Annotated in this window: 19 protein-coding genes; 11 read left to right on the top strand and 8 right to left on the bottom strand. The window is 54.0% G+C overall.

Annotation, left to right across the window (positions count from 1 at the left end):
• A partial coding sequence (locus PAT3040_RS35885; protein ID WP_305778800.1) for a UDP binding domain-containing protein occupies window positions 1-479 on the top strand: 479 nt, incomplete at its 5' end.
• Window positions 480-997: 518 nt separating this feature from the next.
• Here PAT3040_RS35885 and PAT3040_RS35880 read toward each other — a convergent pair.
• The gene (locus PAT3040_RS35880) at window positions 998-1,846 is read right to left on the bottom strand and encodes an AraC family transcriptional regulator (protein ID WP_108996347.1); all 849 of its coding nucleotides are present in this window, start codon (window positions 1,844-1,846) and stop codon (window positions 998-1,000) included.
• 146 nt (window positions 1,847-1,992) lie between these two features.
• Between PAT3040_RS35880 and PAT3040_RS35875 the strand changes: the two genes are divergently transcribed.
• Window positions 1,993-2,997, top strand: coding sequence for a Gfo/Idh/MocA family protein (locus PAT3040_RS35875; RefSeq protein WP_108996346.1), 1,005 nt, complete (start codon window positions 1,993-1,995; stop codon window positions 2,995-2,997).
• A gap of 17 nt (window positions 2,998-3,014) precedes the next feature.
• Window positions 3,015-3,959: an aldo/keto reductase gene (locus PAT3040_RS35870; protein WP_087567279.1), complete on the top strand. Its 945-nt coding sequence runs from the start codon at window positions 3,015-3,017 to the stop codon at window positions 3,957-3,959.
• Window positions 3,960-3,980: 21 nt separating this feature from the next.
• Here the strand turns inward: PAT3040_RS35870 and PAT3040_RS35865 are convergent, their stop codons facing one another.
• The 3 genes from PAT3040_RS35865 to PAT3040_RS35855 all read right to left on the bottom strand — a co-directional run bounded on the left by PAT3040_RS35865 (window position 3,981) and on the right by PAT3040_RS35855 (window position 6,602).
• Window positions 3,981-4,919 (bottom strand): ribose-phosphate diphosphokinase, encoded by a 939-nt coding sequence (locus tag PAT3040_RS35865; RefSeq protein ID WP_087567278.1) that lies wholly within the window; start codon window positions 4,917-4,919, stop codon window positions 3,981-3,983.
• A gap of 130 nt (window positions 4,920-5,049) precedes the next feature.
• Window positions 5,050-6,240 (bottom strand): enoyl-ACP reductase FabV, encoded by a 1,191-nt coding sequence (gene fabV, locus PAT3040_RS35860; protein ID WP_087567319.1) that lies wholly within the window; start codon window positions 6,238-6,240, stop codon window positions 5,050-5,052.
• Window positions 6,241-6,386: 146 nt separating this feature from the next.
• Window positions 6,387-6,602, bottom strand: a complete 216-nt coding sequence (locus PAT3040_RS35855) for an alpha/beta-type small acid-soluble spore protein (protein ID WP_087567277.1) — start codon at window positions 6,600-6,602, stop codon at window positions 6,387-6,389.
• A 130-nt stretch (window positions 6,603-6,732) separates the two neighbouring features.
• Between PAT3040_RS35855 and PAT3040_RS35850 the strand changes: the two genes are divergently transcribed.
• Window positions 6,733-7,317 (top strand): ATP-dependent DNA ligase, encoded by a 585-nt coding sequence (locus tag PAT3040_RS35850; protein WP_108996345.1) that lies wholly within the window; start codon window positions 6,733-6,735, stop codon window positions 7,315-7,317.
• Between the two features lie 102 nt (window positions 7,318-7,419).
• Here PAT3040_RS35850 and PAT3040_RS35845 read toward each other — a convergent pair whose 3' ends face one another.
• The gene (locus tag PAT3040_RS35845) at window positions 7,420-7,905 is read right to left on the bottom strand and encodes a C40 family peptidase (protein WP_087567275.1); all 486 of its coding nucleotides are present in this window, start codon (window positions 7,903-7,905) and stop codon (window positions 7,420-7,422) included.
• A 262-nt stretch (window positions 7,906-8,167) separates the two neighbouring features.
• Here PAT3040_RS35845 and PAT3040_RS35840 point away from each other — a divergent pair, with 262 nt between their 5' ends.
• The 3 genes from PAT3040_RS35840 to PAT3040_RS35830 all read left to right on the top strand — a co-directional run bounded on the left by PAT3040_RS35840 (window position 8,168) and on the right by PAT3040_RS35830 (window position 10,896).
• Window positions 8,168-8,953, top strand: a complete 786-nt coding sequence (locus PAT3040_RS35840) for an alpha/beta hydrolase (protein WP_108996344.1) — start codon at window positions 8,168-8,170, stop codon at window positions 8,951-8,953.
• A 110-nt stretch (window positions 8,954-9,063) separates the two neighbouring features.
• Window positions 9,064-10,560 carry an alpha-N-arabinofuranosidase gene (locus tag PAT3040_RS35835; protein WP_108996343.1) on the top strand — a complete coding sequence of 499 codons (1,497 nt, stop codon included), beginning with the start codon at window positions 9,064-9,066 and terminating at the stop codon, window positions 10,558-10,560.
• A gap of 9 nt (window positions 10,561-10,569) precedes the next feature.
• Window positions 10,570-10,896 (top strand): DUF6171 family protein, encoded by a 327-nt coding sequence (locus tag PAT3040_RS35830; RefSeq protein ID WP_307719191.1) that lies wholly within the window; start codon window positions 10,570-10,572, stop codon window positions 10,894-10,896.
• 195 nt (window positions 10,897-11,091) lie between these two features.
• On the opposite strand, the gene PAT3040_RS35825 is transcribed toward PAT3040_RS35830, so the two are convergent.
• On the bottom strand, window positions 11,092-12,390 hold the full coding sequence (locus PAT3040_RS35825) for an alpha-glucosidase/alpha-galactosidase (RefSeq protein WP_087567271.1): 1,299 nt from the start codon (window positions 12,388-12,390) through the stop codon (window positions 11,092-11,094).
• Between the two features lie 198 nt (window positions 12,391-12,588).
• On the opposite strand from PAT3040_RS35825, the gene PAT3040_RS35820 reads away from it, so the two are divergent.
• Complete coding sequence (locus tag PAT3040_RS35820; protein ID WP_181377027.1) at window positions 12,589-13,527, top strand: AraC family transcriptional regulator; 939 nt, start codon at window positions 12,589-12,591, stop codon at window positions 13,525-13,527.
• A gap of 7 nt (window positions 13,528-13,534) precedes the next feature.
• Here the strand turns inward: PAT3040_RS35820 and PAT3040_RS35815 are convergent, their stop codons facing one another.
• Window positions 13,535-14,557 carry a LacI family DNA-binding transcriptional regulator gene (locus PAT3040_RS35815; protein WP_108996340.1) on the bottom strand — a complete coding sequence of 341 codons (1,023 nt, stop codon included), beginning with the start codon at window positions 14,555-14,557 and terminating at the stop codon, window positions 13,535-13,537.
• Between the two features lie 143 nt (window positions 14,558-14,700).
• Between PAT3040_RS35815 and PAT3040_RS35810 the strand changes: the two genes are divergently transcribed.
• The 3 genes from PAT3040_RS35810 (at window position 14,701) to PAT3040_RS35800 (ending at window position 17,887) form a co-directional block, all read left to right on the top strand.
• A complete protein-coding gene (locus tag PAT3040_RS35810; RefSeq protein WP_087567268.1) occupies window positions 14,701-16,491 on the top strand; it encodes an L-fucose isomerase in 1,791 nt (596 codons plus the stop codon).
• Between the two features lie 222 nt (window positions 16,492-16,713).
• Window positions 16,714-17,373: a class II aldolase/adducin family protein gene (locus PAT3040_RS35805; RefSeq protein WP_108996339.1), complete on the top strand. Its 660-nt coding sequence runs from the start codon at window positions 16,714-16,716 to the stop codon at window positions 17,371-17,373.
• A 70-nt stretch (window positions 17,374-17,443) separates the two neighbouring features.
• On the top strand, window positions 17,444-17,887 hold the full coding sequence (locus tag PAT3040_RS35800) for an RbsD/FucU family protein (protein ID WP_108996338.1): 444 nt from the start codon (window positions 17,444-17,446) through the stop codon (window positions 17,885-17,887).
• Window positions 17,888-18,052: 165 nt separating this feature from the next.
• Here PAT3040_RS35800 and PAT3040_RS35795 read toward each other — a convergent pair whose 3' ends face one another.
• Window positions 18,053-18,724, bottom strand: a complete 672-nt coding sequence (locus PAT3040_RS35795; RefSeq protein WP_108996337.1) for a TetR/AcrR family transcriptional regulator — start codon at window positions 18,722-18,724, stop codon at window positions 18,053-18,055.
• Window positions 18,725-18,727 lie beyond the last annotated feature (3 nt).

The raw sequence follows: 18,727 nt of genomic DNA, 5'->3' as shown, positions 1-18,727 counted from the left end.
TTGGAGCTGCGGCTTCCCGCAAGATTGGCCTGGGGCTGCTGCGGGAAGTCGCCGCCGTCAATGCTTCTCAGCCGGATCATTATATCGGCAAGCTGGAGAAGTCGCTTGGCCATCTGGACTCGGAGGTCAAAGTTGCAGTGCTTGGAGCTACCTTTAAGGAGAATACCGACGATTTGCGGTATTCGCAAGCGATTGAGCTTATGAAGCGATTGGCTGCGAGAGGCTGCGCCGTTACGGCATACGACCCGCTGGTTTCGCCTGCTCTGCCGGGCGTTGTTTGGGCGAAGTCCGCTGCCGATGCAGCGACGGGTGCCCACGCCCTCATCGTGGCGACCGGCTGGAAGGAATTCGTGGATGCCGATTGGAATCAGCTTCGGCAAAAAATGAGCGGAACGATCGTCATGGATGGACGTAATGTGCTGAATCCGACCAAAGTCCGCGAAGCCGGCTTGACGTATGTTGGATTAGGCCGGATTTAAGGATCTGACGGCGGCTGACTATCCTAGATTTAAGTCGGCGTCACCGATCTAAAGTGTGCGAGAAGGCTGCATTTTCGGATTTAAGTCGGCGTCACCGATCTAAAGTGTGCGAGAAGGCTGCATTTTCGGATTTAAGTCGGCGTCACCGATCTAAAGTGTGCGAGAAGGCTGCTTTTTCGGATTTAAGTCGGCGTCACCGATCTAAATTGTGCGAGAGAAGGCTGCATATTCGGATTTAAGTCGGCGTCACCGATCTAAAGTGTGTGAGAAGGCTGCATTTTCGGATTTAAGTCGGCATCGCCGATCTAAAGTGTGCGAGAAGGCTGCATTTTCGGATTTAAGTCGGTGTCGCCGATCTAAAGAGTGCGGGGAGGCTGCTTTTTCGGATTGAAGTCGGTGTCGCCGATCTAAAGAGTGCGGGGAGGCTGCTTTTTCGGATTGAAGTCGGCGTCGCCGATCTAAAGTGTGCGACAAAGTTATAATGGGGCCAGACAAGAACAATTAGCCGTCTCGCCCCATTATTTATTCGCATTGTTATAGAGCTGGCGATAAGAGGTGGGCGTCATGCCCTCATGCTCCATAAATCGTTTGTTGAAATAACTGGCGCTGGGATAACCGGCCTCCGTCGCGATTTGGCCGATGGAGGCCGATTGGCGTTCCAGCAGCCATTGCTTGGCCGTCTGCAGTCGGCAGCGCGTTATGAAGTCCATCGGCGTCATCTCCATAACAGCTCGGAACAGCTTGCAGAAGTAATGGGGAGTAACCCCAACGAGCGAGGACCAGCGCTCCAGCTCGAAAGGCTGGACGGCTTCCTTTTGCATCAACGGCAGAATCTCCAGAATACGGTTGCCGGAAGAGACGGGCTTGATCGTTGTTCTCGGTACGGCTTGTTCGGCAAATAACGCGATTAGCGCATAAGTAAGCGTCGATAGCCGATGAGGGCGCAACATCCGGTGCTGCTCCGCTTCGGCAAGCAGCTCTTCGTGCGCGGCAATCCACTGCTCGGTTCCCCGGAGCGACCAGAGCTGGCTGAGATGCAGCTCCTGATTGACGAGGAAATCGCCAAGCAGGCCATCGCCGTAGAAGTGAACCCATCGGCAGCTCCAGAGATCGTCTTGACTGGTGTAATAGGTCTGCTCCTGAAGGGGGAAATACAAGACGGCGTCGCCTGCGACTAGCGCATGTCGCTCTCCGTCTATTTCTACATAACCTTTGCCGGACACGACAAAATGGATATTGAAGTTATTTTGCGCTCCGGCCTTGCGATGAACGGTATGTTCCATATAATCCTCATAATGTCCGACGGATTCGGGCATACAGAAGTAAGGGCTATGGGGAAGCGTTAGCAAGTGGCTTTGACGTTGCATTTATAGGCCAACCTCCTTACTTTTTGAATGCTTAATTCAAGACAAAATTGTGCTAAACACCTTTAATATATTGTCATTTTCATTTTAATCGAGTAGTCATATAATCACAATATAGTATTATTACACATACAAAGGAGCAATCAAATATGACAGCGACCAAATTAAAATGGGGCGTGCTCGGCTGTGCCGGGATTGCCAAACGCGCAGTGATTCCAGGCGTGCAAGCTTCGAAATGGAACGAAGTGACGGCTATTGCCAGCCGGGATGCCGATAAGGCTTCACGCACGGCAGAAGAGCATGGGATCGGCCAAGCCTACTCCAGCTACGAGGAGCTCCTCGCGGATCCTTCCATCGATGTCGTTTATATTCCGCTGCCGAACCATCTGCACAGAGAGTGGACGATTCGCGCCGCAGAGGCAGGCAAGCATATCCTTTGCGAGAAACCTCTGGCATTAACCGCTAAAGAAGCAGAGGAAATGGTAGAGGCTTGCGCCAAAGCCGGCGTGGAACTGTCCGAAGCGTTTATGTATCGTTGGAATCCGCGTTACGACAAGCTTCGGGAGATCATCGCATCCGGGGAAATTGGCGAGCTGAGGGGCATTCGCAGCGCGTTTACGTTCAACAACGCCAAAGATTCCGCCAATGTCCGTTATCGCAAGGATTGGGGCGGCGGCTCTATCTACGACGTTGGCTGTTACCCGATCAACGCGGCACGGCTGTTGCTTGGCAAGGAGCCCGAAGCGGCGACGGTTCAGGCGATCTTCTCGCAGGAGCATGATGATGTGGATATGATGGCATCCGGTCTGCTGGAATTCGAAGGCGGAGTTTCCCTGACGTTCGACTGCGGCATGTGGGCGGCGTTCCGCAACCCGCTTGAGATCCTTGGGACTGAAGGCATTATTGAAGTTCCTTCCGCATACGTTACGCCGCAGCCAGGCAGCGGCGACTTCTATGTAAACGCTGGAGGAGAACGCCGATTGGTGGAGGTCGAGCATGTCAACGCCTATACGGCCCAGGCCGACGCGTTGTATCGCGCCGTCAAAGGAGAAGAACCGCTTCGGTATGATGCTTTTGACGCAGTCCGCAATATGAAGGTCATTGATGCTTGCTTGCAATCCGCACGCGAGAGAGCAAGAGTAACCATTAACTAATCAGGAGGACTACAACCATGGAATATATTCAAATTAAAGGCTGCGACAAACCGGTGTCTCAATTGATGAAAGGCACGGACTATTTCTATCACGATTCCTATGAGAAGGCGGCAACGAATCTGGACGCTTTCCTTGCCATCGGAGGCAACTCGCTGGATTCCGCCCATATTTATTGCGGAGGCCAGAGCGAAGAGGTAATTGGCCGTTATATGGAGGAGAGAGGAAACCGGGACAAAATCGTTATTTTGACCAAGGGAGCCCATCACGATCAGAACGGACCGCGCGTTACCCGTAAGGACATCGCTTATGATCTCTCCGTGAGTCTGGATAGACTGCGTACGGGGTATATCGATCTCTACGGCTTGCATCGCGACGATCCCGAGATACCGGTACAGGTTATCGTGGACGCGCTTAACGAACATATCGAGGCAGGCAAAGTGGGCGCGATCGGCGTATCCAACTGGACTTGGCAACGAATCCAGGAGGCGAATGAATATGCCGCTAAAAGTGGATTAAGAGGTTTTACGTTTAGCAGTCCGAACCTCAGTCTCGCAAAAGCGAATGAGCCGTTCTGGAAGGGCTGCGTATCGGCAGACGAAGAAACCTGCGCCTGGCATGAGCGCGAAGGTCTTCCGCTTTTGTCGTGGTCTTCGCAGGCAAGGGGTTTCTTTACGGGAAGGTTCACGCCGGAGATTCGTGACAATGCAGATTTGGTGCGGGTGTTTTATAACGACGACAACTGGGAGAGATTGGAGCGGGCAAGGAAGCTTGGGGAACAGAAGGGGGCAACCGCCATTCAGATTGCCCTGGCTTATGTATTAAATCAGCCGTTCCCGACCTGCGCCCTGATCGGCGCGCAGACGACGCAGGAGCTGACGTCCTGCGACGAAGGTTCGCGAATCGTCTTGACCAAGGAAGAGATGGACTGGCTGGATCTAAAGAAGGAAAGCCTGACCGTCTAGTCTCAGGCCGAGAGATTATTGTTACTCCGACTTGAACAGTGTCGCGATGGAGCCGCCCTCCGTAATGATGCGAATGGCGGTTCCGAGCAGCGGAGCCATCGGCAGCAGGACGAATTTGTCGGAATGTTCCTGGTCGAGACTGATGGTGTCTGTGATGACGACCTCCTGAATGTTGGGATGGTTTAGCTTTTGTACCGCGTCACCCGAGAATAGTCCATGCGTCGCGCAAATAAAGGCGTCTTCGGCTCCGCGTTTCTTAAGCGCCTCGACGACGTTAATAATGGTGCTGCCCGTATCGATCAGATCCTCGATGATGATTGGCGTCATCCCTTCGACTTCGCCGATAATATGCGTAATTTCGGACTCGTTGTGAGCCGGACGGTTTTTGATCATGATCGCGAACGGGCAGTCCAGCAAACCTGCAAGCTTTTCCGCTGTCGTGGCGCGTCCGGCGTCGGGCGATACGACGACAGGGTTCTGAATGGATTTGGAACGCAAATATTCGATAATCAAATCGAGCGCGGTCAAGTGATCGAGCGTGATCTTGAAGAAACCCTGGATAGCATCCGCATGAAGATCGACAGTAATGATCCGGGATGCGCCGGCCGTCGTCAGAACGTCGGCAACCATCTTGGCCGAGATCGGTTCGCGAGGCGCAGCTTTCCTCTCTTGACGCGCATAGCCGTAATACGGCATGACGATGTTAACGGACTTGGCCGAAGCTCGTTTGGCCGCATCGATCATAACAAGCAGCTCGACGAGATTCTCGTTGACGGGATGAGAGAGCGACTGCACGATAAAGATATCGAAGTTGCGAATCGACTCTTCGTAAGAAACATGAATTTCGCCGCTTTGCGCGCGGGAGATGTTGGAACGGCCGAGCGGCAGCTCAAGCTGCTTGCACACGGCTTCTGCTAGCCGGGGGTTGGATGATCCGGCGAAAATTTTAATATTCGGCATATTACCCTCCGCTTCAAAGATTAGATTTCAAATGTCCGATAAGCTCGGAAACTTAAAAATTTTTATGTGGTCAAAAACGCTGAGCACGGCCGCGGCCGACGCTCAGCGTTTTGTTGAAATATAGAAAAACTTAACGCAAATTCGGAATGTTTACGTCCTGATTGACATCCGCTTCGTAATCAATGCCGTCCGTCTCGAAGCCGAACAATTGGAAGAACTCGCGGCGATATCCTTCCAGATCGGACAGCTCGTAGACATTTTCGGTAGTCAGATCAGCCCATAGCTGAGCGACCTCTGCTTGAATCTCCGGCTTCATCTCCCAGTCATCGACGCGGATGAGGCCTTTTTCGTCTACTGCAACTCCGTTAGAGGCGTACAGCCGCTCGGAGAACAGACGATACATCTGCTCGATGCAGCCCTCATGCAGGCCTTTCTCTTTCATGACTTTGTACAGAGCGGAGATATACAGCGGCACGACCGGAATCGCGGAGCTAGATTGCGTTACGAGCGCCTTGTTCACGGATACGAACGCCCGTCCGCCAGTTGCCGACAGCTGGCTGTTCAACCGCTGAGCCGTAGTCTCGAGATCATTTTTTGCCGCGCCGATCGTTCCTTCGCGGTAGACGGCATGCGTAATCTCGGGTCCGATATAGGAATAAGCAACCGTCGTGACATCGTTCTCTAGAACGCCGGCGGCACTGAGTTCGTCGATCCACATTTGCCAGTCCTCGCCACCCATGACTGCAATAGTCTGACGCAGCTCGTCATCCGTTGCGGGCTCGATCGTTGCGATCGAAACGTCGCCATTATGGAAGTTGACGGTTTTGTTGCTGTAAGTTTCGCCAAGCGGCTTGATAACCGAAGAGAAGGTCTCGCCTGTCTTGGGATGCGTGCGCCGCGGGGAGGCGACGCTGTACACGATCAGGTCGATCTTGCCAAGCTCCGTACGAATCAGGTCGATCGTTTTGGCTTTAATCTCGTCGGAAAATGCGTCGCCGACGATGCTGTAGGACTTCGTGCCGGCAGCGGCGGCAGCTTGCTCAAACGCGGCGGAGTTATACCAGCCCGCGGAAGCGGTACGCGCTCCTTCGGCGGCTTTGTCGAAGTAAACGCCGACCGTATTCGCGCCTGCGCCGAAAGCGGAGACGATGCGCGACGCAAGACCATAACCCGTGGAAGCGCCGATTACGAGCACATTGCGTGGGCCCGTCAGAGCAGGCTGGCCTTTCACGTAATCGATTTGCCGCTGAACTTGCTTGGCGCAGCCCTCCGGGTGAGCCGTTGTGCATATAAAGCCGCGAGTTTTTGGTTGAATGATCATATTGGGATATTCCTTTCTTTTCATGAAATACGTTCATCATTTATGTACAAAGGACAACTCTATCCCATTTTACCGATTTTCTCAACCGAATGGAAGCGAAATGCAAAAAGAGAGCGCCGCTGCGCTCTCTGACCATGCGTTTTCGGTTATTGGCGGCCTGCCAGTTGCTGCTGAGCCATCTGAACCAGGCGACGTGTAATGTAACCGCCAATCGAGCCCATGTCCCGAGAGGTCATGTTGCCGTAATAGCCGTCTTGCGGAAGCTGGATTCCCAATTCGCCTGCGATTTCATATTTCATCTGCTCCAGGGCGGCGCGAGCCTGGGGTACTAAAAGATTGTTGCTGCTTCTGTTGTTGGACATCTTTGGTCAACCTCCTTTTCTACCGATATTATGCGTTGCATCTACACGAATTATTCGTCAATTGAGCCTAAATTTACCGAGGATTCGATGAATAGATGCATGATAAAATGGAGACGAGGTGACTCATCCTATGTTTATGAAACCTATGCTCCCCGCCGGGGGGGACGGCCCTTTTGATGACGAGCGATTTCTGTTCGAGCCGTTGATTCATGGTCAGCGTCTCCAGCTGGCAATGAGCGGAGGCGTAGTCAAGCTGCTGAGCCGGCACGGGTATGACGTGACGAGGCAATATCCGGAATTACATAACGTCCCGTTGCGCAAACCCGCAGACGTCGTTTTCGACGGGCAGCTCGCCTATGTGCATCCGGAGTCCGGAAAGACGGACTTCGAAGTGCTCCAGCATCGGTATCGTTTAAAGGGCGATCTGCGTATTCGCGAAGCGCAATCGATGATGCCGCTCCGGTTTTTTGTATTCGATATTCTTTATTTTAACGGCATCGATTTGCGTGTGTTTCCTCTATATAAGCGGAAGCGTATGCTGTTTGCCGTGCTTGAGGATAATGCCTGCTTTAAGCGGATGGTGTTTGCAAGAGGTACAAGCGAATCGCTGCACAGCCAAGTCCGGGAGTTGGGTCTGCAAGGCGTAATCGGAAAGTCTTGGCGGAGCTTGTACGCCGAAGGAAGAAGCGAAGAGTGGATTAAGGTGAAGACCTGACCTGATCGATGAAGAATGGGACCACAAAAGCTGTTCTCCCGAAGAACGAATTCGTTCATCAGGGGAACAGCTTTTTCAAAAGTGCATATTCTGAAATCCCGCTTACAAAACCCGGCGTGCAGTTACGTATTTGTTTTTCCAGTAGCTGGAGTTCATGTCGGTTACGGTAACGCCTTTGCTGCTGGAGCTATGGATGAACTTGCCGGATCCTGCATAGATGCCGACATGGCTGATGGATTTGCCTCCATTTGTGCTGAAGAACACGAGATCGCCCATGCTCAGAAATCCTTTGCCAACCTTTTCGCCCATGTAGGCTTGAGCCGTTGATGTGCGGGGCAGCCAGACTCCGATGGATCCTAACATGTATTGGGTAAACGAGGAGCAGTCGAATGCGGAGGTCGAGCCCGCGGCTGCGCCGTAAAGGTATGGCGTGCCTATGTAATCTTTGCTGCTGTCGATTAACGCTATCGATGTAGGAGTTGCTGCATGAGCCGAGTCTGTGCCGGCTCCGAACGTTACGGCCGACCAAATAATTGCGCCGCAGGTTCCGATTTTGACGATGTGCTTGAGCAGGTTTCCGTTTCTCATGTTGTCAGTGTATCCCTCCAGGTCATTTTTCATAAAATCAATATATCATAATTGAAACAGGGCCTTTTTGCCAAATGAGAGCTGGAAAGGTTCTTGCAGAGCGCTTTTTTTGGCTTTATGAGAATTGCATGAAAAAAATCTCATGAAAGCAAGCAGGATGAATAAGCGCTGAGAGCGCTTCAATTCCAGGTTTCGCAACATCGGGTTTTCTGCTAGCATATTAGTCGTAAAGATACTATGAGTCAAGGGAGAAGATAATCGAATGGCTTTGTTGAAGTGTCACTTTATTGCCGAATCGCTGGGACTTAGTACGTCCATGACGGTGCTGCTGCCGCAGCCCTCCAGAGCTAACGGAATGAACCCGGAATCGCGGAAATACATAACGCTGTTTTTGCTCCACGGCTTCTCTGACGACGACACGATCTGGACGCGCCGTACTTCCGTCGAACGATACGCGGACGAGCATGGAATTGCCGTCGTCATGCCAAACGTTCATCGCAGCTATTACGCGAACATGGTGCATGGTGGCGATTACTGGACGTTCCTGACGGAAGAGCTTCCGTTCCTTGCGAGATCGATGTTTCCGCTCTCGGATAAGCCCGAGGATAATTTCGTCGCGGGCCTGTCCATGGGAGGTTACGGAGCGTTCAAGTGGGCGCTAAGCCATCCGGAACGATTCGCGGCAGCCGGCAGCTTCTCCGGTGCGGTAGATTTAGCAGCCTTCATCCAAAAATCCAAGGATGACGAGAACCGCCGCCGCTCCTTCGGCCTCATCTTCGGAGATGAGGCCGTTGAGGGAACGGACAATGACCTGTTGGAGCTATTGAAGCGGGGGGCCAAGGCAGATGCGGCATTGCCGCCGCTATACCAATGGTGCGGAACAGAGGATTTTCTTTATGAGGAAAACTTGAGCTTCCGGGATGCTTGCCGGGAATCCGCCTTTGAATTGGACTACTCCGAAGGGCCTGGCGATCATTCTTGGGGGCATTGGGATTCGCAAATCAAGCATTATCTAAGCTGGTTAAGTAAAAAAGGATTGCTAAAATAGCTCTGCAAGCGTATTCTATGAGTAGGATTAATAAATATACTAATTGAATTTATATAAATGTTAATTCAATTAGAGCAACCTACTCCCATTAGAATAGCGAGGTCAAAGCGATGACGAACCAAAACGTATTGACGATTCAAGCCGACCAAACGTTAGGCAAGATCGACCGCAATCTCTACGCCCACTTCTCCGAGCATCTGGGCAGATGTATCTATGAAGGCATTTGGGTGGGCGAGGATTCTCCGATTCCAAATACGAGCGGCATTCGGAACGACGTGCTGGAAGCGCTCAAAGGCATTAAGATCCCTTCGTTGCGCTGGCCAGGCGGCTGCTTCGCGGACGAATACCACTGGAAGGACGGCATCGGCCCTCGCGAGGAGCGCAAGCGGATGATCAACACGCATTGGGGCGGCGTGGTGGAGAACAACCACTTCGGCACCCATGAGTTCATGTTGTTGTGCGAGCTGCTGGAATGCGAGCCCATCATCTGCGGCAACGTAGGCAGCGGCACGGTGCAGGAGATGTCCGAGTGGGTGGAATACATGACATTCGAAGGCGTATCGCCAATGGCGGAGCTGCGTGCGAAGAACGGCCGGGAGAAGCCGTGGAAGCTGACCTACTTCGGCGTCGGCAATGAGAATTGGGGCTGCGGCGGCAATATGCGTCCGCAATATTACGCGGACGTATACAAGCGTTATCAGACTTACGTTCGCAACTATGGAGACAACAAGATACACAGAATTGCGTGCGGTCCCAACGACGATAATTATGAATGGACAGACGTGCTCATGCGCGAAGCGCATCGCCATCTGGACTCCATCTCCCTTCATTACTACACGGTGCCGGGCGTCTGGGCGGACAAAGGCGCGGCGACGGGCTTTACGGAGGCGGATTGGTTCGTGACGCTCAAGAAGACGCTGCGGATGGATGAGCTCATTACTCGCCACTCCGCGATCATGGATCGTTACGACCCGGATAAGCGGGTAGGACTTGTTATCGACGAATGGGGCACTTGGTACAACGTAGAGCCGGGCACGAATCCGGGTTTTCTGTATCAGCAAAACTCAATCCGCGACGCGATCGTCGCCGGACTCAACTTCCACATCTTCCATGAACATAATGATCGTGTCCGCATGGCGAACATCGCTCAGGTCGTCAACGTGCTGCAATCCGTTATTCTTACGGAAGGGGAAGCCATGATCTTGACGCCGACGTACCATGTATTCGATATGTACAAGGTGCATCACGACGCCGAACGTCTGGAGCTGAAGCTGTCGTCGGACGAAACGTATTCGCATGGCGGCGACTCCATCGCCAAGCTGTCCGCCAGCGCGTCGAGAGACGCGGAAGGCCGTATTCACATTAGCTTGTGCAATGTCGATCCACACAGCGGAGCCGAGCTGAGCATCGATCTACGCGGTTTGTCGGATGCCGCTCCGCAGGTCAGCGGCACGGAATTGACGGCAAGCGCCATGGATGCCCACAATACGTTCGAGCAGCCGGAAGTCGTGAAGCCGGCGCCGTTCAACGGCTTTTCCCTGGAAGAAACGACGCTCCGCGTGAAGCTGTCGCCGATGTCCGTAACGGTACTGCAGCTTCAATCGTAGGAGCGGTTCATGATGACCGCGGAAGATCGACAGGTTGCTCGCGGGCAGTCCAGGCAGCCCGATTCCGGGGGCTGCAGAGGCTGCGATCCCGCTTATCGCGTCACGGAAGCCGATATCGACCGTATCTTGTCGGCGCCGATGTTCAGCTCGCCTCTCCATGCCGTTCCGGACGATGTGTACGAGAGCAGGCTTGCCGTATGCCAAGCATGTCCCAAACTGACTGGCGGTTCGACTTGCGTCGCTTGCGGATGTTACGTGCGCGTGGCCGCAAAGCTGAAGGTCAAGCGTTGTCCGCTTCCGGGCGGAGCGGGGTGGGGCGTCTACGCGGAACCTTGATTTCAAGCCTGCTTTTCAAAAAAAGGATATAACTTATCGGTTAGTCCATTTCCATAAGCCGCAGAGACGGGTTTTACAACCTGACTTTGCGGCTTATTCTCTATTACATACAGGATCAACTTTCACTGGATGCCCAAATAAAAAGGCCTCCCGAAAGACGGGAGGCAGCAAAAACATCAATGGTTTTCCGTAATATTATACGTACTTCGGCAGCCAGCTGCCGTGAGCTTCGATAAGCTCGTCGCAGAGGGAAACGATGTCGTCCATCGACAGCTCGGCGGACGTATGCGGATCCAGCATCGCCGCATGGTAGATGTGGTCGCGCTTTCCGGTGACAGCCGCTTCGATCGTCAACAGCTGCGTATTGATGTTAGTGCGGTTAAGAGCGGCCAACTGCGGCGGCAGATCGCCTACGTAAGTTGGCGTAACGCCGTTGCGGTCGACCAGACACGGCACCTCGACGCAGGCTTCCTTAGGCAGATTCGTGATGAGCCCCGTGTTCATGACATTGCCGCCGATGCGGAACGGAACGTCGGTCTCGATCGCCTCCAGGATGTAGGATGCGTATTCGTGGCTTCGGCAATGCTCGAGTCCTTTGTCGTTAACGAGTTTATCGCGCATATCCGCCCAGTTCTGAATTTGATTCACGCAGCGGCGTGGATACTCGTCCAGCGGAATGTTGAAGCGTTCGATCAGCTCGGGATAATTGCGTTTGATGAAGTACGGGTGGTATTCCGCGTTATGCTCGGACGACTCCGTGATGTAATAGCCGAATTTCAGCATCATCTCGAAGCGGACCATATCGTCGTGTTTTTCCTTTTGTTTCTCTGCGGCTCTGCGTTTGATCTCGGGATACAGATCGACGCCGTTTTTGCTTACTTCCAGCAGCCAAGCCATATGATTGATTCCCGCGATATGCCACTTCACGCCTTCCGTCTCCATGCCAAGATGTTTGAACAGATGCGGTACGCATACTTGCACGCTATGGCAGAGACCGACCGTATTAACGCCGCCGTGCGTGTTCATGACGTTCGTCAATACCGCCATCGGATTCGTGTAATTCAGGAACAGCGCGTCCGGACATACTTCGTTAATATCCTTGGCGAAGTCGAGCATTACGGGAATCGTGCGCAAGTTGCGGAAAATGCCGCCGATGCCGACTGTATCGGCAATCGTCTGACGCAGGCCGTATTTTTTAGGAATTTCGAAGTCGGTAATCGTACATGGATCGTATCCGCCAACCTGAATCGCGTTAACGATGTATTTGGCGCCGCGGAGCGCTTCCTTGCGATCGGAGTAAGCTTTGATCTCGCAAGCGCTGCCGCTGGTTAACTTAATGTTTTGCAGCATCGTTTCGGAATCGCGTAGACGGTCGGCATCGATGTCGTACAAGGCAATCTCGAAGCCCTGAAGCGCCGGCGTATGCATCACGTCGCCTAAAATATTTTTTGCAAATACTGTGCTTCCCGCACCGATAAATGTAATCTTGGACATAAGAAATAAGCCTCCTCGAACGTATAGGTTTGAAGTGTGGTATGCAGCGCGCACAACCGAAGTAATCACTTACAGTATAGGTCGGCAAGCTGCCGTTGCATATGGAAAGAAGAGATCAATATATGGAGTAATGTCGTATTGTTGTGTATGATAACGATAGGAGTAACGACAGGAGAAACGCGAAGGGAGACATGCAGAGTGGAACACTACCGATACAGCCTGTCTATAAACGCCGCGTCGGATCGGGGGGACTTCGTCGTGATGTTCTGCGGCGAAGCCGACGTCGTTGGCGGCCATTACATCGGGCCTGCGGTTCACGATTATTTTCTCGTTCATGTTGTGACAGCGGGAGAAGGGACGTTCGAAACGCTGGGGCAAAAGTATCGGCTGAAGAAGGGGGACGCGTTTCTGATTTTCCCCGACATTTTGGTCAAATACGAAGCGAGCAAGGAGACTCCGTGGACGTATATGTGGATCGGTTTCTCGGGTGATCAGACCGAGAAGGCGTTGGGGCGTATTGGCATAACGCCTGAACGGGCGGCACTCCGAGGGTTGTCTCCCATTAAGATGCAAGAATTGTTCGGCAGTATCCGGGACAGTCTGGACAACGGAGCGACGCCCGAGCTGGGCAGCATGGCGGCGTCCGGCTGTTTGAGGCTGGTGCTTCACGAAATGGGGGTCGCCGCGCTTGCAGGGAATGCGCCCGAAAACGGCGTCACAGGCATAGACGGCGGCGACGGCGAGCCGAGGATCATGTCGCATCAGCCAAGTGAGGGAGGGCGCCCCATGAATCGACCGCTGCCGGAGGACGCGATACCTGGCAGACAGCAGCAGATCGATCAAGCGATTCGGATGCTGTCCTACCAATACGGCCAGCATATTTCGATTGGGGAAATCGCGAGGAAGCTGGGCTACCACCGCGCCCATTTGACGAAGCTGTTCAAAGAAACGACAGGGCTGTCTCCCATGCAATATTTAAATAAAATCCGCATGAAAAAAGCCGAGAAGCTGCTCGCTGGAGATTTGACGATCGCCCAGGTGGCGGCTTCGGTCGGCTTTAACGACCCTCTGTTTTTCACGAAGCAATTCCGAAAGTGGCGAGGGGTGTCGCCTACAGAATTCCGGAAGTCGCTGTGACACAAAACTACTCTCCCGAGCGCAGCGGCTTGACGGATCGACGGACGAGCAGCTCCGCGGGGAGGACGATTTTTTTCCACGGCTGGGCGGTCTCCTTGTCCTGAATACGTTCGATGAGCATGCTCATGCCCATATAGCCGAACTGGTAGGCTTGCTGCGCCGCGACGGTGAGAAACGGCTCCACATCGGCATAGGGACCGAGATCGTCGAAGCAGACGATGGACATATCCTCGGGGACGCGGAGTCCTTGCCCATGCAGCAGCCGCATGACCTCTACGGCAAGCACGTTGTTGCCCGTAAGAATCGCGGTTGGAGGAGGGTTGAGGCCGGCCAGCCATGCTTCCATCTCGGATAGATCGTTTAGCGAGCCGAAGCTCGTCTCGAATATATGGTCCTCTCGGAAAGGCAGCTCGCTTAGCTTCAGTCCCTCCTTGTAGCCTTGCAGGCGCAGTCTCGCACTGGAGATGGAGGAGGAACCGTTTACCATGGCAATTCGTTCATGTCCGGCCTCCGCCAGATGGGAGACGAGTTGCCTGGCGCCTTCCTTGCTGTCGCCGAGTACAATGTCGCAGTCGATGCCGGGCACCTCGCGGTCAAGCAGGACGAAGGGCACATCGTGGCGGCGCAGCAACTCCAGATGGGGGAGTGACGGATCGCCGGCCGGCGCGAGCAGCACGCCGTCGACCCTCGTCGTCAATATCGTCGTCACGTAGTCGGCTTCCTTTTCCAGGCTCTCGTCGCTGTTGCCGAACAGCAGACGGTAGCCTTGTTTCTTGGCGGCATCTTCCGCGCCTCTTGCGAGCGTCGTATAAAACGGGTTCGTAATATCCGTAATGAGAAGGAACAGCAGCTTCGTTTGCTGCAGCACGAGACTTCTCGCCGTTTGATTCGGCACGTAGTTCATTTCCTCCATCACTTTCCGTACCTTCGCCCGTGTTTTTTCGCTAATTCTGCCTGAGTTATTGATAACTCTCGACACGGTCATCGCCGAGACATTGGCTTTCTCCGCAATATCATAGATCGTTACCATAATGACTATCCTTTCGACATATCATAGGACTTATCATACAAAAAGAAAGCGTTGACAGCAACCTCTTTGGCTGTTAATTTAGAGTTATCGGTAACATTTTTACTTTGAACAACCTTAAAATTATTCCAATGGAGGGTTTTGACATGGCAGAGACAAACTTGCGATTCCAAGGGGGTTTCCCCAAGATCGGCATTCGGCCGACGATTGACGGCAGACGAAGAGGCGTGCGCGAGTCGCTCGAAGAGCAGACGATGAATATGGCAAAAGCAACGGCGAAATTGTTGTCGGAGACGCTTCGTTATCCGAACGGAGAGCCTGTAGAATGCGTCATTGCGGATACTTGCATCGGCGGCGTGGCGGAAGCTGCAGCATGCGCCGACAAATTCCTGAAGTCCGGCGTGGGCGTGTCCATCACCGTAACTCCATGCTGGTGTTATGGCACGGAGACGATGGATATGGATCCTTCCATCCCCAAGGCGGTATGGGGCTTTAACGGTACGGAGCGTCCAGGCGCGGTCTATCTGGCAGCCGTATTGTCGGGTTATGCGCAGAAAGGTTTGCCGGCGTTCGGCATCTACGGCGAGCAAGTCCAGGATGCTGGCGATACGACCATTCCGGACGATGTCCGGGACAAGCTGATCGGATTCGCGCGCGCGGGTCTAGCGGTTGCTTATATGCGCGGCAAGTCGTACCTGTCCATGGGCTCGGTATCCATGGGTATCGCGGGTTCCATCGTCAACGACGCGTTTTTCCAGGAGTATCTCGGCCTTCGCACCGAATACGTGGACATGTCGGAATTCGTCCGCCGTATGGAAGAAGGCATCTATGACGGCGAAGAATACGAAAAGGCGCTGGCATGGGTGAAGGAGAATTGCATCGAAGGACCGGACAACAATCCGGAGAGCATCCAGACCTCCCGCGAGAGCAAGGACAAGGACTGGGAGACCGTGGTCAAAATGACCCAAATCGCCCGCGACCTTATGGTCGGCAACCCGCGCCTAGCGGAGCTGGGCTTCGGCGAGGAAGCAATGGGCCACAACGCGATCGTATCCGGCTTTCAAGGCCAGCGCCAGTGGACGGACCACTTCCCGAACGGAGACTTTATGGAAGCGATGCTTAACTCCTCGTTCGACTGGAACGGCATCCGCGCTCCATACATCGTCGCGACTGAGAACGACAGCCTTAACGGCGCGGTCATGTTGTTCGGCAACTTGCTTACGAATACGGCGCAGATCTTTGCAGACGTTCGCACTTACTGGAGTCCCGACTCCGTTGAACGCGTGACGGGACATAAGCTCGAAGGAGCTGCGGAAGGCGGCATTCTCCATCTGATCAACTCCGGTCCGGCAACGCTTGACGGCACGGGCGAACAAAGCAGGGACGGCCAGCCGGTCATGAAGCCGTTCTGGGAGATTACGGAAGAAGAGGCGCAGAAGTGTCTGGACGCGACGTCCTGGCGTCCGGCTTCCGTGGAATATTTCCGCGGCGGCGGCTATTCCTCCGATTATCTGACTCGCGGCGGCATGCCGATGACGATGTCCCGACTCAATCTCGTAAAGGGCATCGGTCCGGTACTGCAAATCGCGGAAGGCTACTCCGTCGATCTGCCGCAAGACGTGCACGATACGCTGGACAAACGGACGGATTCTACATGGCCGACGACTTGGTTCGCTCCTAAGCTTACCGGAGAAGGCGCGTTCCGCTCCGTCTACGATGTCATGGACAACTGGGGCGCCAACCATGGCTCCATCAGCTACGGCCATATCGGCGGCGACTTGATTACGCTGGCGGCCATGCTTCGCATTCCGGTCCATATGCACAACGTGCCGGAGGATCGTGTCTTCCGTCCTCGCGCATGGGGACTTTTCGGCACGGCCGATGCCGAGGGCGCGGACTTCCGCGCGTGCAGCAACTTTGGCCCGCTTTACAAATAACTAGGTCGTGTCTGAAAACCCGCTCAGGGGCATCTTTCACCGCCTTTCCGCCCCCTGCTTCGTCACTTTTGCTTGATGTACCCCCGGTACACCTTCACAAAAGTTCCTTGCATGGAACGAAAATTCGGCAAAATCTGCTCCCCTCGGAGTATTCAGACACGCCCTAAAACATGCTGCCCCATCTTTCAATATCAAATTAATTATGCTGGAGGTTAACCCAACATGAGCAGTACAGCCATTCGCGAGGAACTGTGCAAATACGCCCGCAAGACGGTAGCGAACAAGCTGGTCGTCGGCCCGGGAGGTAATATTAGCGCAAAGCACGAAGGCAAAATGTATTTGTCCCCAAGCGGTTTCGCTCTCGACGAAATCGAGCCGGAGCAATGGGTAGAAGTCGACATCGAAACGGGCGACATAACCGACATCGGTCTGCGTCCATCGTCTGAGGTGCTGATGCATCTCTACGCTTACCGCGCCAATCCGAATATCGGCGCAATCGTGCATACACACCCGCCATATTGCATCGCATTTACTCTGGTAGAGCAGGAGCTTCCCATCATGTTCCCGGACCAAGCGGCGCTTGTCGGCAAGACGGTGTATGTACCGTACGTTCTGCCTACGACGGATAAACTCGCGGACGCATACGTCGAGGTTGTTAATCAAGCCAGTACGGTGCTGCTGGGCAATCACGGTCTAGTGACGACCGGACGCAACCTGCGCGAAGCTTATTACCGCACGGAAGTCGTCGAGGAAAGCTGCAAAATCTACCTCATCGCCAAAGCGATTCGCGAGCCGAAGGTACTCACGAAGGAAGAGTTTGAGGAGATAGCTTCGCTTGAAAGCGAAGCCTACCGGATTCAACTGCTTCAGAAGATGAAATAATGCCGATGCCAATCGCTCTTGGGCCCTTGCGGCTTAACATGGCGAGCGGGAAGCGGTGAGGAGGCTTATTATGCTGAAAGGGATACCGGCCATTTTGCCGCCCGAGCTGTTGAAGGTCCTTATGGAGATGGGACATAGCGATGAAATCGTTCTCGCGGACGGAAACTTCCCTGGCGCCAGCCACGCGCAGCGGCTAATCCGTTGTGACGGGCACGGCATTCCGGCGCTGCTGGACGCCATGCTGCAATTGTTACCGCTGGATCAATACGTGGAAAAACCTGCCGGACTGATGGCCGTCATGCCGGGTGACGCGACGCAGACGCCTATCTGGGAGGAGTACCGCGAAATTATCCGCGCCCGCGAAGGGCTGGATGAGCCATTTGAAGAGATCGAAAGATTCTCCTTCTACGAGAGGGCGAAGCGGGCTTACGCAATCGTAGCGACAGGTGAGAGCGCCTTGTACGCGAACCTGATCTTGAAGAAGGGCGTTGTCAAGCCGGATAACGCCGAATAACTCGCGACGGGAACGACTCTGGATTCGAAAAATTGCGAGCTCCTGTTGACCAAATAGACGCCCCGTTTCTTGCTGATACAGCTAGGAACGGGGCGTCTTTGTCTGTCTGTTATCGCTAATCGAAGCTCAGTTCGCGCATGCCCGGCAGCAATCCGAAGGATCAGGTTATTCCGACCGGCCTGCGATGCCGTACATCAAGATGTCGATCGTGCGGTCGATTTCTTCGTCCTCGTCGATGCTCTCGTCCGGTAATAGGAGGAGATGGGTCAAGATCATGCCGACGACCAGGCTGATCGCAGAACGAAGCACGCGCCACGGAGGGGCATCGATCAGTTGGCCTTGGGCCTGAAAGTGGAGTATCGCTTTCTCCATGCGCCGATATACGTGGTTCTCGAACAGTTCCCTGACCTGCGTCAGCAGCTCGGGCTGGAAGGGGACCTCATGGATCAGAATGCGGAGCAGCTTCATGTGCTGTCGCGCGAACTGGAATCGATCCTTGGCGATGGTCCGGAACAAGTCCTCGACCCGTTCGTGGGGCTGCTCCAGCATTTTGGCGAAGTCGCGCATGAGGAACGGAGCGGCAAGTTTCACTGCAATGGGTCCGGCAATGGAGAGCAGCAGATCCTTTTTGGTTTTGTAATGGCGGAAAATCGTGCCTTCCGCTACGCCAGCTTTGGATGCGATCTCGCTCGTCGATGCGGCAGCGTAACCTTTCTCGGCAAAGATTTCGATCGCGGCTTCGAGAATGCGGGCTTGCTTCTCAGTTTTAACGCCGCCTCCGTCTTCCTCCGCCAGTCGAAGCAGATCTTGCAGCCATAGATCATTCCGTTCGGTCATGCG

The organism is Paenibacillus agaridevorans, from assembly GCF_003112455.1.
In the GTDB taxonomy this organism is placed as follows: domain Bacteria; phylum Bacillota; class Bacilli; order Paenibacillales; family Paenibacillaceae; genus Pristimantibacillus; species Pristimantibacillus agaridevorans.
Note: the sequence above shows the minus strand (reverse complement) of the source record. Positions and strands in the feature narration are given on the sequence as shown.

Bases quoted from the DNA above. Each gene is read 5' to 3' on its own strand.
- PAT3040_RS35880 (WP_108996347.1), bottom strand. From the start codon at position 1,846: ATGCAACGTCAAAGCCACTTGCTAACGCTTCCCCATAGCCCTTACTTC.
- PAT3040_RS35875 (WP_108996346.1), top strand. From the start codon at position 1,993: ATGACAGCGACCAAATTAAAATGGGGCGTGCTCGGCTGTGCCGGGATT.
- PAT3040_RS35870 (WP_087567279.1), top strand. From the start codon at position 3,015: ATGGAATATATTCAAATTAAAGGCTGCGACAAACCGGTGTCTCAATTG.
- PAT3040_RS35865 (WP_087567278.1), bottom strand. From the start codon at position 4,919: ATGCCGAATATTAAAATTTTCGCCGGATCATCCAACCCCCGGCTAGCA.
- fabV (WP_087567319.1), bottom strand. From the start codon at position 6,240: ATGATCATTCAACCAAAAACTCGCGGCTTTATATGCACAACGGCTCAC.
- PAT3040_RS35855 (WP_087567277.1), bottom strand. From the start codon at position 6,602: ATGTCCAACAACAGAAGCAGCAACAATCTTTTAGTACCCCAGGCTCGC.
- PAT3040_RS35850 (WP_108996345.1), top strand. From the start codon at position 6,733: ATGTTTATGAAACCTATGCTCCCCGCCGGGGGGGACGGCCCTTTTGAT.
- PAT3040_RS35845 (WP_087567275.1), bottom strand. From the start codon at position 7,905: ATGAGAAACGGAAACCTGCTCAAGCACATCGTCAAAATCGGAACCTGC.
- PAT3040_RS35840 (WP_108996344.1), top strand. From the start codon at position 8,168: ATGGCTTTGTTGAAGTGTCACTTTATTGCCGAATCGCTGGGACTTAGT.
- PAT3040_RS35835 (WP_108996343.1), top strand. From the start codon at position 9,064: ATGACGAACCAAAACGTATTGACGATTCAAGCCGACCAAACGTTAGGC.
- PAT3040_RS35830 (WP_307719191.1), top strand. From the start codon at position 10,570: ATGATGACCGCGGAAGATCGACAGGTTGCTCGCGGGCAGTCCAGGCAG.
- PAT3040_RS35825 (WP_087567271.1), bottom strand. From the start codon at position 12,390: ATGTCCAAGATTACATTTATCGGTGCGGGAAGCACAGTATTTGCAAAA.
- PAT3040_RS35815 (WP_108996340.1), bottom strand. From the start codon at position 14,557: ATGGTAACGATCTATGATATTGCGGAGAAAGCCAATGTCTCGGCGATG.
- PAT3040_RS35810 (WP_087567268.1), top strand. From the start codon at position 14,701: ATGGCAGAGACAAACTTGCGATTCCAAGGGGGTTTCCCCAAGATCGGC.
- PAT3040_RS35805 (WP_108996339.1), top strand. From the start codon at position 16,714: ATGAGCAGTACAGCCATTCGCGAGGAACTGTGCAAATACGCCCGCAAG.
- PAT3040_RS35800 (WP_108996338.1), top strand. From the start codon at position 17,444: ATGCTGAAAGGGATACCGGCCATTTTGCCGCCCGAGCTGTTGAAGGTC.
- PAT3040_RS35795 (WP_108996337.1), bottom strand. From the start codon at position 18,724: ATGACCGAACGGAATGATCTATGGCTGCAAGATCTGCTTCGACTGGCG.